At 64.3% G+C, this 14556-nt stretch carries 7 protein-coding genes and 3 pseudogenes; 6 read left to right on the top strand and 4 right to left on the bottom strand.

The features are described 5' to 3' along the window. Positions 1-7 precede the first annotated feature (7 nt). Genes BN3794_RS11200 through BN3794_RS11185 form a run of 4 tightly spaced genes read left to right on the top strand, consistent with a single transcriptional unit; the run spans position 8 to position 6303 of the window. Positions 8-4723: a hemagglutinin repeat-containing protein gene (locus BN3794_RS11200; RefSeq protein WP_066097410.1), complete on the top strand. Its 4716-nt coding sequence runs from the start codon at positions 8-10 to the stop codon at positions 4721-4723. Between the two features lie 2 nt (positions 4724-4725). Further along, complete coding sequence (locus BN3794_RS11195) at positions 4726-5106, top strand: immunity protein YezG family protein (RefSeq protein WP_066097409.1); 381 nt, start codon at positions 4726-4728, stop codon at positions 5104-5106. A 23-nt stretch (positions 5107-5129) separates the two neighbouring features. Further along, a complete protein-coding gene (locus BN3794_RS16400) occupies positions 5130-5537 on the top strand; it encodes a hypothetical protein (protein ID WP_147675756.1) in 408 nt (135 codons plus the stop codon). Between the two features lie 40 nt (positions 5538-5577). Then, complete coding sequence (locus tag BN3794_RS11185; RefSeq protein ID WP_147675755.1) at positions 5578-6303, top strand: hypothetical protein; 726 nt, start codon at positions 5578-5580, stop codon at positions 6301-6303. A gap of 143 nt (positions 6304-6446) precedes the next feature. On the opposite strand, the pseudogene BN3794_RS11180 reads toward BN3794_RS11185, so the two are convergent. The 4 genes and pseudogenes from BN3794_RS11180 to BN3794_RS11155 form a co-directional block, all read right to left on the bottom strand. Beyond that, positions 6447-6752: pseudogene (locus BN3794_RS11180) on the bottom strand (IS3 family transposase); the annotation flags it as partial. 14 nt (positions 6753-6766) lie between these two features. Then, positions 6767-7878 (bottom strand): IS3 family transposase gene (locus BN3794_RS15985; RefSeq protein ID WP_187128042.1). Its coding sequence is split into 2 segments (ribosomal slippage): positions 6767-7626 and positions 7626-7878, totalling 1113 coding nucleotides; the frame shifts between segments, so codons are not numbered across the junction. Positions 7879-7951: 73 nt separating this feature from the next. Next, positions 7952-8805, bottom strand: a pseudogene (locus tag BN3794_RS15980) (IS3 family transposase); the annotation flags it as partial. A gap of 60 nt (positions 8806-8865) precedes the next feature. After that, a pseudogene (locus tag BN3794_RS11155) lies at positions 8866-9345 on the bottom strand (IS1595 family transposase); the annotation flags it as partial. A 228-nt stretch (positions 9346-9573) separates the two neighbouring features. On the opposite strand from BN3794_RS11155, the gene BN3794_RS11150 reads away from it, so the two are divergent. Both BN3794_RS11150 and BN3794_RS15975 read left to right on the top strand, forming a co-directional pair. After that, positions 9574-13626, top strand: coding sequence for a hemagglutinin repeat-containing protein (locus BN3794_RS11150; RefSeq protein WP_160330916.1), 4053 nt, complete (start codon positions 9574-9576; stop codon positions 13624-13626). Further along, the gene (locus BN3794_RS15975; RefSeq protein ID WP_078059725.1) at positions 13623-14537 is read left to right on the top strand and encodes a PoNi-like cognate immunity protein; all 915 of its coding nucleotides are present in this window, start codon (positions 13623-13625) and stop codon (positions 14535-14537) included. Before BN3794_RS11150 ends, BN3794_RS15975 begins: the two co-directional genes overlap by 4 nt. The last annotated feature ends 19 nt before the right edge of the window (positions 14538-14556 follow it).

Raw genomic sequence — 14556 nt, 5'->3', positions numbered from 1 at the left:
ACTGTAAATGGACGCCGGCGCCACCTTCGCGCAAGCCTACGGCCTGCGCCCGGGCGTGGCGCTGAGCGCCGAGCAGATGGCGCAGCTGACCAGCGACATCGTGTGGCTGGTGGAGCAGACGGTGACCCTGCCCGACGGCAGCACCACCACGGCGCTGGTGCCGCAGGTCTACCTGCGGCTGCGTCCGGGCGACCTGAACGACAACGGCGCGCTGCTGGCCGGCGAGAACGTCGAGTTGAAGCTGGGCGGCGACCTGATCAACACCGGCACCATCGCCGGGCGCCAGGTGGTGTCGATCGATGCCACCAACATTCAGAACCTGAAGGGCGGCGCGATCAGCGGCCAGAGCGTGGGGCTGCAGGCCACGCAGGACATCAACGTCATCGGCGCCACCGTGACCGCGGCGGACCTGCTGAGCGTGCGGGCCGGCGGCGACATCACCGTGGCCTCGACCATGCAGACCCAGGCAGGGTCCGGCTACGCGCAGACCACGCTGGACCGGGTGGCCGGGCTGTATGTGACCAGCCCCGATGGCCTGGGAACGCTGGCGGTCGCGGCGGGTGGCGACATCACGCTGCAAGGGGCGCAGATCCGCAATGCAGGAGCAAACGGCCTGACCCAGATCGCAGCGGCGGGCAACGTCAACCTGAGCACGCTGACTACCAGCCGCAATACCGACCTGACCCACGGCGACAACCACTATCGCACCGCGTCCACCACCCAGGTGGGCACGACGGTGCAGGGCGCCGGCGACGTGGTCGTCCAGGCCGGCAACGACGTCAACCTGGCCGCGGCGCAGGTTTCGGCGGGCGACGCGCTGGCGGTGCAGGCCGGCGGCGACATCACCAGCCAGGCGGCGGTGGATAGCACGTCGCTGGACTGGGCCCAACGTGGCGGTAGCTATTCGCGGACGGTGACGGCCAGCGACGAGACGGTCCAGGGCAGCACGTTCACGGCCGGCGGGGACCTGGCACTGAGTGCGGGCAACGACCTGACCCTGCAGTCGGCCACGGTGGTCAGCGAGGCCGGCGGCATCGCATTGGCGGCCGGCCGCGACGTGAACCTGACCACGGCGCAGGAGAACCACACCGTGTCGGTGGGCGAGACCCGGAAGAAGTCGGGTCTGCTCAGCAGCAAGACCACCACCACCCACGATGCCTACAGCGACAGCTACGCGGTCGGCACGGTGGTCAGCGGCGAGACGGTGCAGATCGGCGCTGGCCGCGACGTGACGGCACAGGGCGCCCAGGTCGTGGGAACCGGCGACGTGGCCATCGCCGCCGGCCGCAACCTGACCCTGGATGCGGCCGAGTCGACCCATGGCGAAGAACACAGCGTCGACACGAAGAAGTCCGGGCTGATGAGCGGCATGGGCAGCGGTATCGGCATCACCATCGGCAGCCGCAAGCGCGGCCAGACGATGGAAGCCACCCAGACCTACGCCGAGGGCAGCACGGTGGGCAGCGTGGAAGGCAACGTGACCCTGGTCGCCGGCCAGGACCTGACCGTGCGCGGCAGCGACGTGATCAGCGCCACCGGCACGCAGATGGTGGGCCAGAACGTCACCATCACCGCCGCCGAACAGACCCTGGACCGCACCGACAGCCGCTACTTCAAGCAGTCGGGGCTGAACGTGGCGGTGGGCGGCGGCGTGGTGGACAGCGCACTGGCGACCTACGGCGCGGCCAAGCGCAGCGGCGAAGTCGAGGACGATCGGTTGAGCGCGCTGTACGCCGCGCAGGCGGCCTACTCGGCCGCGGATACCATGCAGGGCGCCCAAGGCATGCAATCCGGCACGGGCAGCGCCGCGGGCGGGGCGAACGTGCGCATCACCGTGGGCAGCCAGAGCTCGCAGTCCGAGACCCATACCCAGGAAACCAGCCATCGCGGCAGTACGATCCAGAGCGGCGGCGACATCGCCATCGTCGCCACCGGCGACGGCCAGGGCAACGGGGGCGACCTGAGCATCATCGGCAGCACGGTGGACGGCAGGAACATCGACCTGTCCGCGGCCAACGACCTGCTGGTCAAGAGCAGCGAGGACAGCTACAGCAGCCAGAGCCGCAGCAAGTCGCAAGGCGGGGAGATCGGCGTGGCGATCAGCGCCAGCGACAGCGGCGGCGCCGCGTTCGGGCTGTACGTGGCCGCCAACACCGCCCGCGGCAAGGGCGACGGCGCCGGCACGGTCCACAACGAGAGCCTGATCAACGCCAGCGACACGCTGCGCTTCAGCAGCGGACGCGACACCACTTTGCAGGGCGCGCAGCTGACCGCGGACACCGTCATCGGCGACGTCGGCCGCAACCTGACCCTGACCAGCGAACAGGACACGGACACCTACAAGAACGAGAACACCGCCGCGCAGGGCGAAATGACCATCGGCTACGGCTTCAGCGGCAGCGCGTCGGCCAGCTACAGCAAGGTGGACAGCGACTACGCCAGCGTCAAGGAGCAGACCGGTATCCAGGCCGGCAGCGGCGGATTCGACATCAATGTGGGCAACCACACGCAGTTGAACGGCGCGGCCATCGCCAGCACCGCCGATCCCGGCAGGAACCGCCTGAGCACCGATAGCCTGGCGGTGACCGACATCGAGAACCGGGCCGAGTACAGCGCGGTCTCGGCGAGCATCGGGGGCTCGGGCGGCATGGCGGGCCAGGCGCCTTCAGGAAGCAAGGCATACTCGGGCTCCAGTGGCGGGAGCTTTAGCCCCGGCCTGGGTATACCGCAGAACGAGGATGCCAGCAGTGTGACCCGCAGCGGCATCAGCGCCGGCACGGTGGACATCCGCAATGGCGACGAGTCGGCCCTGGCCAACGTCGATCGCTCGGTGACCGAGCTGCAGCAGGATGGGCTGAAGCCGATCTTCGACGAGCAGAAGGTCAACGAAAAGCTCGAACTGGGCCAGGTCGCCGGACAGGTCGGGTTCCGCGTGGCCGGCGATATCGGCAAGGCCCTGACGAAGGAGTACAGCGACGCGCAGATGCAGGCCGAAGCGGCGCAGAAACTGCTGGATGGTGCGTCAAACGACGCCGAGCGGCAGCTGGCGCAGCAGATGCTGGACAAGGCCAATGCCACGATGGCGGCCAACCAGGGCCAATACGACCTGTGGAAGGAAGGCGGCACTGGCAAGACGGTGCTGCATGCCGTGACCGGTGCACTGGTGGCTGCCGCCGGCGGTGGCAATGCACTGCAGGGCGCACTGGGCGCCGGTGCGGCCGAGCTGGGACGTCCGCTGACCGCCGACGAATCCCGGTTGGTCCAGCAGCTGGTGAGCGCGGGGATCGGCATGGTGGCCGGCGGCGGCAGTGGCGCCGCCACCGGACTGGCGGGCGAGCAGTTCAACCGCCAACTGCACCAGGAAGAACTGGAGTTCATCAAGGACAAGGCACCCGAGTACGCGGCCGAACAGGGCATCAGCGTCGAAGAGGCGGAGCAGCAATTGCTGCGCGGTGCCTTGATGAACAACGACGACGACTGGAAGGAACTGCTGACGCTGTACGTGTCCGAGGGCGTTGAGCAGTACCAGGATGCGTTCGGCTGGCTGGCAGGAAAGGCCGGCGAATCGAACCTGCAGATCCGCGACAGCGTGGGGGTGATCCAGCCGGCCTTCACCTCGAGCGCGGAAGAGCGGGCCAACGAAGCGCTGTACGCGCGCCAGGTGATGGAGACGCCGGCCAGCCTGAAGATGTACCTCGACTCGGCCAACATCAAGCTGAGCGAGACGTCGGTCGGCGAATTGATGCAGGTCTATTTGAAGAATCCCGGAGCGGAGGCCGATGCCTTCCTGGAAGGCACAACCAACGCCCTGAAGGGCTACGCCGCTTTCGTGGATCCGGCTACCTACAAGGGCATCGCGTCCTTGGCGAAGCAGATGGCCACCGACCCGAGCGGAACAACGGCACGGATCCTCAAGGGACTTCAGGATCTGGGCATCGACGCCAGTGCCGAGTTGATGATCGATATCATGCAGATGGATCTGCAGGACTTCCGCGACGGGTACGCCGAACTGCGTGGCGGGATCGCCGTGGAGGTGGTCGCGGAACTGGCGACCATGGGCGCGATCACCGCGGTGACCGCGGCCAAGTACGGGTTAAAGGGCGGCAAGACGGTGGCGCGGGTGGCGAACGCGGCCGAGGACGTGGCGCGCGTGGCCGATGATGTCGTGGAAGGTGCGGTACGACGTACCGACAATGTCTTGGGGGACGTTGCCGAGGACTTGCCTAAGGGCGGGGAACTGGCAAGCAAGGATCTCGTCCGTGGTACCAAGGGCGACTGGAACAAGCTGGCCAACAATCCCGAACCCAATACGCGGTACACGTTCGACAACGGCTATGCCTACCAAACTGATGCGCAGGGGCGCGTGGCGTCCGTGGAGGCCGACCTCAAGATCGATCCATGGGACCGCAATACCTATCAGCAAGGCAAGGCTGCAAGTTGCGGTGCCGAGGGCGACTGCGGTGGGCATCTGATCGCATCGCTCTTTGGCGGTCCGGGTGAAGGCGTTAACCTTGTACCAATGAATGCCAAGCTCAACGGATCAGGCGGCGCCTGGTACCAGATGGAGCAAGAGTGGAAGAAGGCACTTCAGGCCGGTGGGCAGGTCAAAGTCAATGTGTCACCTATTTACACCGGTACCGGTAGTAGGCCTACTGCATTCAGTGTTTTGTATTCCATCGACGGCAGAACGGTGCGTCGGACGATTTCCAACTCAGGTGGCTGAACGTGAGCGACAAAGATATCTATAGCGCGGTTGGCAAAATTATGTGGTCGTTGATGCCGAAGAGGGCCGTGAAGTTCGAATTGTTTGGAAAATTCTATGACGATTTCAGCGAAGATGAAGCTTGGCTCATCGATGCATCGGGTGGGCGTTTCCAGTTCGACTTCGACAACTATCCAACAATGCCGCTGCACGAAATCATGGAGAACATGCGCCGCCTGAGGACCATGGAGCCGTTCAAGAGAGAGCCCTGGACCCATTTCAAGGCGATCCTCAATGAGGAGGGAAAGTTCAAGGTGGAGTTCGCCTATGTGCCTCGAGAGCAGGATGTAATTGGTGTCTATATGAGGGGTGGCACTGCACAAGAGCTGGCGGATCAGCAGTAGCGAGCCTTTCAGGATCTGATGACATGACGGATGAACTTGCATTCTGTGCGCGGGTTGTCGCGTACAGTGATAGCTACGACGAGATCGCTATTCCAGAGCATGTGCTTGACGATCTTCACGCATCTGTAAGCGGCGACGAGGATCTCAAGATGGCTCAGTATCTGATAGATGAGCCTACTTCGTCTCCTTTGCGTGATGCAGGAATCACGGATGGTTCGATGATCCTCGCTCGCGAGGGTGACGTGCTGCTGATCTACGTGCGCTATTTTCTTGAAAAGAGCCTGGCGCCGAAACAGGTCGATCGTCTTATGGATTTCACTCGCGGACAGTTGAGTGATGGGGCTGGGGAAGGTTTCATGCAAGACCTGTGGGGAGTTCACCAAATCCGCCTTGAGGTGGATGCTGATTCCATTCGGTTAGCTATCCCATAGGTTGGTTTTTATTGCGCAGGAAAATTTGAGGTCCTGAGACGTGAAGAACCGAATGCGTATCTGCAGAGGCCTGCTGGCCGCGTGTTTTCCGTTCGTGCTGGTGGCGTTCGCGGCGCAGGCCGGCCCTTTCTCCCGCGCGCGTACCGAAGGCCAGCGCCTGGACGACGCCAGGCCGATTGCTGTTGACGGCCTGTACGTCTACTCGTTCCTGCAGGAGGGCACCGGTGACGACTCGAGGCTTTCCAAGGACATCGGCAAGTACCTGGAGGTCGTGGTCGGCACCTTGCGGGAGAAGGGCGTCCGGGTTGGCGCCAAGGACATGCCGACGGGCACGTTGACCCTGGATGCGGCCCCGCGAGGCGTCAACGGCATCGAAGGCTTCGAGCGCAACCTGGACGAATCGGCAAGGACCAGTGCATCGGCCATCGCCCGCGAGTATCGCGACGAGGAAGCAGCGATGCCCGTCGGCTATCGCCTGCTGCTGTTGCCTGACAAGGTCGTTCGGACCAGCGGCCTGCAATGGGGAACGCGGAAGATCGGCAGCGGCTCGGGTACCTGGTTCATCCATGGCGCGCAGGCATCGGCGGTGCCGTCGTACAGCTTCCGCGTGTACTGGCTGCTGGAAGACGTCGACGATCAGCCGATCGCCGCCGGCACGACCACCGGGACCTTGGACATCCGCGGTTTCCCGGCCAAGCCGATGGCCGAACAGATGGCGTCGGAGCTGGAGCGCCTCGGCATCGGTTGGCAGGGTCTGGCCCGCTAGGGCGCCGTACGTTGATCGGTGCATCCGGAGGCCTGCGATTGCGGGCGGGAAGGTTGATGGCCTCGGCGCAGCTTGGCGACTTTGCTCAAGGTCGCGACCTTTTCCTGATGCTGAGCGGCGTCCGTGTCCGGCGCAAGGGGGTTCTACCCCGAAATCACGGACGGTTGTGAAAGAGCTGAGAACTTTTGGTCTTGCCTGGCGACCCTACGCCGCATCCTTGGGTTGTGGAACCGCTCGATGTATTCGAACACATCTGCCTTTGCAGCATCGAGTGTCGGGTACGCAATGCGGTAGACCCGCTCGCGCTTGAGGAGGCCGAAGAAGCCTTCGCAGGCCGCGTTGTCACCGCAGTGGCCCACCGCGCTCATCGAGCACACCAGCCCGTGGGACGACAGGTAACGCTGGTAGTCGCCGCTACGGAACTGGCTTCCCCTGTCCGAGTGCAGGATCGTAAGCTTCCCCGTCAAGCAGACATTTCAAAAGTAGAACCTTCGGCGGCTTGACGGTACTCGACCGGCGTCATGTCGCCGAGCGAGTCATGGGGACGCTCCTCGTTGTACTCGAGCATCCACCAGTACGCCGCCTCGCGTACGTCGTCGAGGCGGGTGAACAGGTGCTGGTCCAGGACCTCCTCGCGGAAGGTCCGGTTGAAGCGTTCGATGTAGGCGTTCTGGTTGGGCTTGCCGGGCTGGATGTACCGGATGGCCATGCCGTTGAGCTTGGCCCACTGCACGAAGGTCTCGCCCAGGAACTCCGGGCCGTTGTCGGTGCGCAGGACCTGCGGCAAGCCGTGGTCACGCTTGAGCTGCTCAAAAATGCGGATCAGACGCGTGGACGAGATCGAGGTGTCGACCTCGATGTGCAGCGCCTCGCGGTTGAAGTCGTCGACTACGTTGAAGGTCCGGAAGCGACGGCCACAGGCCAGCGCATCGGCCATGAAGTCGGCCGACCAGACGGTGTCTGGCAGGCGCGGGACGTACAGCGGCACGCGTTCGCGCTTGGGCAGCCGCTGCTTGGCCTTGCGACGGAGGTTGAGTTCCATGGCCTTGTACACCCGGTAGATTCGCTTGTGGTTCCAGTCCGGCCGAGCACGGCGCAGGACCTTGCAGCACTTCCAGAAGCCGCGCGTCGGACGACTCTCGACTTGCCCGGCCAGTGCCGCGATGATCTCGGCGTCGCGCACGGTCCAATGCAGCGGCGGTTGATACCAGGCCGCACGCGACAACCCGACGCAATCACAGGACCGGCTCAGGGGCCGCGCGTGCACCTCGACCAGGTACCGCACGGCCTCGCGCTTCTGCTCCGGCCCTACAGTTTTTTTGCGATCAGGTCCTTCATCGCCGCGTTGTCGAGCGCCAGCTCGGCGTACATCCGCTTGAGCCTGGCGTTCTCGGCTTCCAGGTCCTTGACCCGCCGCAGCTCCGAGGCCTCCAGGCCCCCGTACTTCGATTTCCATTTGTAGTAGGTCGGCACGCTGATGCCGGCCTGCCGGCAGATGTCCTTGACCGGCACGCCGGCGTCGGCCTGCTTGAGGATCGAGACGATCTGGGTCTCGGTGAAACGGGACTTCTTCATGGAACCTCCTGGCTGGGGAAACATGCCAGAAAGTTCTACTTATGGGGTGTCTGCGGATCGGGGAAGCTTACGGGATGACCGGATCGCTCCCCTGGCGCTGGCAGACAGCCATTTGCACGGCCCGGATCACCATCTGCCGATCCTGCCGGTGGTGCATCGACCAACCCACGACCCGCTGGTCGAACAGGTCCAGCACGATGCATAGGTACAGCTTGCCCTGCCGGGTCTTGAGCTCGGTGATGTCGGTGACCCACTTGGTCTCCGGCTCCAATGTGGTGAAGTCCCGCTCCAGCAGGTTGCGCACCCCTGGCGGCGTCAGCGCCGGCTGGCTGCGCTTGCCACGCCACTTCGGCCGCGGCCAGCCCTGCAGGCCATCGGCCGCCATCAGGCGTGCCACCCGGTTCAGGCTGGCTGATTCGCCTTGATCGACCAGGTCTTCGTGAATGCGGCCGGCACCCAGCGTGCCCCGGCTGTCCTCGTGCAGCTCACGGATCCGACCGAGCAAGCGTTGGTTGTCGAGCTGTCGGGCACTGGGCAAGCGTTTGCTCCAGTCGTAGTAACCGCTGGCCGACACCTGCAGGCAGCGGCACATCAGTCGAACCGGAAACTCATCGCGGCAACGTTCGATCACCTGATACCTCAGGATGATCCCTTGGCAAAGAACGTCGCCGCTTCTCGCAAAAAATCTCGTTCCTTCTTGATCCTGGCCAACTCGCGCTTCAGGCGGGCCATTTCCTCGTCCCGGGGCATTCCCGCTCCCCCGAAGGCGACCGCGCCCTGGCTCTGGGCCTCCCGCTTCCAGCGGGTCAATAGGGTGTCCCGGATCCCGAGCTCCCGGGCCACCTGAGCGCAGCTCACACCCGGCTGGCTGGCCTGCTCAACCGCACCGCGCTTGAACTCCGCACTGAACTTCCTTCGCTTCGACATGAACACTCCTCAGAGCCTCGATCGGCCTTATCGTAAGTGTCCGTGAAAACGGGGGTGAACCCGGCCGGCCTTGCCGCCGTTGCGTTCCCCACCCAGGTAGGCATCGTCCAGTTGCACGATCCCGCCCAGCTTGCGGCCCGCCTCGCGCTCGGCCATCGCCTGCATCAGCTTGTGCTTCATCCGCCACGCCGCCGGGTAGCTCACGCCCAGGTGCCGCATCAGCTCCAGCGCCGACAGGTTGGTCTTGCTCTGGCCCAGCAGGTACATGCCCAGCAGCCAGGTCCGCAGCGGCAGCTTGCTGTTGTCCATCACCGTACCCGAGCGCAGGCTGGTCTGGCGGTGGCAGGCCGTGCACTGCCAGTACGTGGCACCGTGACGCTGGAACCGGCTGTGCGCCGTACCGGCGCAACGAGGACAGACGAAGCCATGCGGCCAGCGCGAGGCCTCCAGCGCCTGCTCGCACTGGCGCTCGCTGCCATAGCGCTTGAGGAACGCCGGCAACGACAGGCCCGGCTGGAACTGCACACGGTTCATGGCCATCTTCTGATCTCCCGAGAGCGATGACCCCAACATGCTGCGTAACGCTCTCACCACTTGCGACTGCGCTGAAAGATCGTGCTAATCAGGAGGGCGCAAGCCCTTATTCGGAGACTTGTTATCGCGCGTGTTGTTTGGTTCGAGGAGGCGCTGAAGAGCTCTATCGCCACGTAGACCCAGAAAGGCGCGGGCTTCCGCAACACCGATGTCGACCGGGTGGCCGGGTTGTATGTGACCAGCCCCGATGGCCTGGGAACACTGGCGGTCGCGGCGGGTGGCGACATCACGCTGCAAGGGGCGCAGATCCGCAATGCAGGAGCAAACGGCCTGACCCAGATCGCAGCGGCGGGCAACGTCAACCTGAGCACGCTGACTACCAGCCGCAATACCGACCTGACCCACGGCGACAACCACTATCGCACCGCGTCCACCACCCAGGTGGGCACGACGGTGCAGGGCGCCGGCGACGTGGTCGTCCAGGCCGGCAACGACGTCAACCTGGCCGCGGCGCAGGTTTCGGCGGGCGATGCGCTGGCGGTGCAGGCCGGCGGCGACATCACCAGCCAGGCGGCGGTGGATAGCACGTCGCTGGACTGGGCCCAACGTGGCGGTAGCTATTCGCGGACGGTGACGGCCAGCGACGAGACGGTCCAGGGCAGCACGTTCACGGCCGGCGGGGACCTGGCACTGAGTGCGGGCAACGACCTGACCCTGCAGTCGGCCACGGTGGTCAGCGAGGCCGGCGGCATCGCATTGGCGGCCGGCCGCGACGTGAACCTGACCACGGCGCAGGAGAACCACACCGTGTCGGTGGACGAGACCCGGAAGAAGTCGGGTCTGCTCAGCAGCAAGACCACCACCACCCACGATGCCTACAGCGACAGCTACGCGGTCGGCACGGTGGTCAGCGGCGAGACGGTGCAGATCGGCGCTGGCCGCGACGTGACGGCACAGGGCGCCCAGGTCGTGGGAACCGGCGACGTGGCCATCGCCGCCGGCCGCAACCTGACCCTGGATGCGGCCGAGTCGACCCATGGCGAAGAACACAGCGTCGACACGAAGAAGTCCGGGCTGATGAGCGGCATGGGCAGCGGTATCGGCATCACCATCGGCAGCCGCAAGCGCGGCCAGACGATGGAAGCCACCCAGACCTACGCCGAGGGCAGCACGGTGGGCAGCGTGGAAGGCAACGTGACCCTGGTCGCCGGCCAGGACCTGACCGTGCGCGGCAGCGACGTGATCAGCGCCACCGGCACGCAGATGGTGGGCCAGAACGTCACCATCACCGCCGCCGAACAGACCCTGGACCGCACCGACAGCCGCTACTTCAAGCAGTCGGGGCTGAACGTGGCGGTGGGCGGCGGCGTGGTGGACAGCGCACTGGCGACCTACGGCGCGGCCAAGCGCAGCGGCGAAGTCGAGGACGATCGGTTGAGCGCGCTGTACGCCGCGCAGGCGGCCTACTCGGCCGCGGATACCATGCAGGGCGCCCAAGGCATGCAATCCGGCACGGGCAGCGCCGCGGGCGGGGCGAACGTGCGCATCACCGTGGGCAGCCAGAGCTCGCAGTCCGAGACCCATACCCAGGAAACCAGCCATCGCGGCAGTACGATCCAGAGCGGCGGCGACATCGCCATCGTCGCCACCGGCGACGGCCAGGGCAACGGGGGCGACCTGAGCATCATCGGCAGCACGGTGGACGGCAGGAACATCGACCTGTCCGCGGCCAACGACCTGCTGGTCAAGAGCAGCGAGGACAGCTACAGCAGCCAGAGCCGCAGCAAATCGCAGGGCGGCGAGATCGGCGTGGCCGTCAGCGCCAGCCAAGGCGGCGGTGCGGCGGCGGGACTTTACGTGGCGGCCAACGTTGCGCGCGGCAAGGGCGACGGCTCCGGGACGGTCCACAACGAGAGCCTGATCGATGCCAGCGACACGCTGCGCTTCAGCAGCGGACGCGACATCACGTTGCAGGGCGCACAGCTGACCGCGGACACCGTCATCGGCGACGTCGGCCGTAACCTGACCCTGACCAGCGAACAGGACACGGATAGCTACAGGAACGAGAACACCGCCGCCCAAGGCAGCATGACCATCGGCTACGGTTTCGACGGCCAGGCCTCGGCCAGCTACGGCAAGGTGGACAGCGACTACGCCAGCGTCAAGGAGCAGACCGGTATCCAGGCCGGCGGTGGCGGGTTCGACATCCAGGTAGGCAACCACACGCAGCTCGATGGCGCGGCCATCGCCAGCACCGCCGACCCGGGCCGAAACCGCCTGAGCACCGACAGCCTGGGGGTGACCGACATCGAGAACCGGGCCGAGTACAGCGCGGTGTCGGTGAGCGTGAGCACCTCCGGAGGCCAGCAGGGCAGCGGGCCTTCCGGGAGCAATATTTTCAACGGCAACGGGAGTGGCGGCAGCTTCAGCCCCGGCCTGGGCGTACCGCAGGACGAGGATGCCAGCAGCGTGACCCGCAGCGGCATCAGCGCCGGCACGGTGGACATCCGCAATGGCGATGAGTCGGCGCTGGCCAACGTCGATCGCTCGGTGGCCGAGCTGCAGCAGGAAGGACTCAAGACCATCTTCGACGAGCAGAAGGTCAACGAGAACCTCGAACTGGGTCAGGTCGCCGGACAGGTCGGGTTCCGCGTGGCCGGCGATATCGGCAAGGCCCTGACGAAGGAGTACAGCGACGCGCAGATGCAGGCCGCTGCCGCTCAAAGCGTGCTGGACAACCCGAGCGCGTCGCCGGAACAACAGGCGGCGGCGCAACAACTGCTGAATCAGGCCAACGCGACGATTGCAGCCAGCCAGGGCCAGTACGACCTGTGGAAAGACGGGGGCAGCGGCAAGACGCTCCTGCATGCCGTCACCGGCGCACTGGTGGCTGGATTGGGAGGCGGCGACGCGTTGGGCGGTGCGCTGGGAGCGGGCGCGGCGGAACTGGGCCGGCCACTGACCGCTGACGAAAGCAAGCTGGTGCAGGAACTGGTGAGCGCGGGTATTGGCGGAGCGGTGGGCAGTGGCAGCGGCGCCGCGACGGGTCTGGCCGGCGAGCAGTTCAACCGGCAGTTGCACCCGAACGAGATCGATAAGATCGATGCCAACGCAGCTGCTTTTGCGGCACAGGAGTACGACTGTGGTAACGCGTGTACGGCCGAACAGGTCGAAGCGGCAAAACAACGCTTGATGGTGCAGGCGATCCGCCAGGTGGACGAACGCTGGAACGAGATGCTGGGCTACGGCGGATTGCTGGCCCAGGATGGGCCGGCGCAGGCGTTCCTGAACGGGATCGGCAGCACGCACGGCAACTACACGGACTTCGCGGCCGACGGGGATCAATACCACGACAGCAGCTTGTTTGCGGATAAGTTGCGCGGCACGCAGGCATTGAGCCAGGTCTACGGCGCGGTACTGGCGACGGCGAAGAACGAAGACGAGAAGCGCAGCTTGTTGCAGGCGTTGAACCGTACGGACGCCGGTTGGCTGGATGACTACGTGAGCGGCGTGATGAGCGCAGATGCGTGGACCATGTTCACCATGTTCACCGGTGACGTGGGCTTTGCGGCGGACGTGGGGCACAAGCTGCTGACCGGGGACGAAGAAGGCGCAGCGCGCGATCTGATGACGGCGATCGTGACGGCCCGGGTGGGTGCGGCGATAGGGCAAGTCGCCAACAAGCTGAAAGGGCCGATGGCACGCGCGGCCGAGCAGCAATTGGAAGCGGCGGCGCAGACGGCTTTGTTGAAGAGTGGCGGTGTGATTGGTTCAGATGGAAAAGCACTGTTGGACTTCCGCACGTTGAGCAGCGACCAGAAGCGTGTCATCGGCGAGATGTTCGGTGAGAATGCGGCACGCAATCTTCTGCCGGATGCGCAGAAGCTGGCGCGTACGCAAGGGGTGGGTACGAATGGTATCGATGACCTTTACAGGGTCAACAGTCCGGATGTGGACTACGTCACGATCGAATATAAGTTCGTTGGCGACTATTCCAAGGCAGGTTCCAGTCGATTGGGTATGACAAATGATGGCCTGCAGGGTTCGGAAAGTTGGTTGCTAGGGGCAGGGAGGTTGGATAAATCAGTGGGTGAAGAGGCTGCGCAAGACATTAGGCGTGCGATGAGAAGTAACCGCACGGAGAACTGGGTTGTAACTGTACGTCCTGATGGTTCTACTGAGATACAAGTTCTGGATGCAGCAGGAAAGCCTAAGCCTGTTGGAACGTCGACTTTACTTCCTCCGCAATATTCGAACGCAGCCAAGACTGGAGAGAGTGGCCTATGATCCGTTCTTCAATTGGTAACGCAGAGTTTTGGCAAAAGTGGACGGAATTCAGCAGGGAGTCCATAAAAAGAGACCTGGATTTGCTTCAGAGGCCTTCCCAAAATCCTGTCTATGAGCCTCAATTTGTTTGGGATATTGCGATAGAGTACCGGCGCCTCATGCTGCGTCGCTACTCACGTGGTGATCATGTCTCTGAGTTGGGTCAATATTTTCCCGGCTTGCTCGACGCATGGGAGCTGTCCAATCGACTGGCCGACGAGGTCTGTCGTACGCACAACTTGAAGACCTGTCGCGACTGGACGTTCAAGCTATCGAACCTCAACCATTACAACTGGTGTTTCTGTTTGGTGGGGCTGGCACTTTCGCTGGAAATGCCAGAGATGCAGTGGCGTCGGTTGGTGGCCTTGATTGGTGGCGAAGGGGAGGATGAATTGCTCGACAGGGTCATTGCCAGCCGTGAGCCGGGCCGGCGCATCGGTTCTGCGCTCTTGCATCCTAAGCCGTATATGCGCCTGCTCAAGGCCATTGATGCGCCCCACGATCAGCAAGCGATCTTGCTTCGCGAATTTGTAGATCACTGGTATCCCGAACTTGAACGCAAGGGCAAGGAAAGACTGTGGTGGTATGACTTTGGCGACCCGGTAAGGCATCCATTGGAGAAAGGCAGCTATTTCGGCCGCTGGTGTATCGAAGCGGTGGCGGTGGTGAAGGCGTTCGGCATCGACGACAGTCTCTGCTTGGACAGCCCGTACTATCCGGGTGATCTGGTCCAGGATGGCCGCTCGCCGCGTTATGCCGAACCCGCGTTGCCGCCACCACCCGATATGGGTGCAGTTGAATTCGGCCAAGGGCGCAAGCCCTTATTCGGAGACTTGTTATCGCGCGTGTTGTTTGGTTCGAGGAGGCGCTGAAGAGCTCTATCGCCACGTA

The organism is Xanthomonas massiliensis (genome assembly GCF_900018785.1).
Classification (GTDB): Bacteria; Pseudomonadota; Gammaproteobacteria; order Xanthomonadales; family Xanthomonadaceae; genus Xanthomonas_B; species Xanthomonas_B massiliensis.
This window is presented reverse-complemented; position numbering and strand designations above follow the sequence as displayed.

What these genes read in the sequence shown, in the direction of transcription:
- BN3794_RS11200 (WP_066097410.1), top strand. Translation starts at nt 8, where the DNA reads ATGGACGCCGGCGCCACCTTCGCGCAAGCCTACGGCCTGCGCCCGGGC.
- BN3794_RS16400 (WP_147675756.1), top strand. Translation starts at nt 5,130, where the DNA reads ATGACGGATGAACTTGCATTCTGTGCGCGGGTTGTCGCGTACAGTGAT.
- BN3794_RS15975 (WP_078059725.1), top strand. Translation starts at nt 13,623, where the DNA reads ATGATCCGTTCTTCAATTGGTAACGCAGAGTTTTGGCAAAAGTGGACG.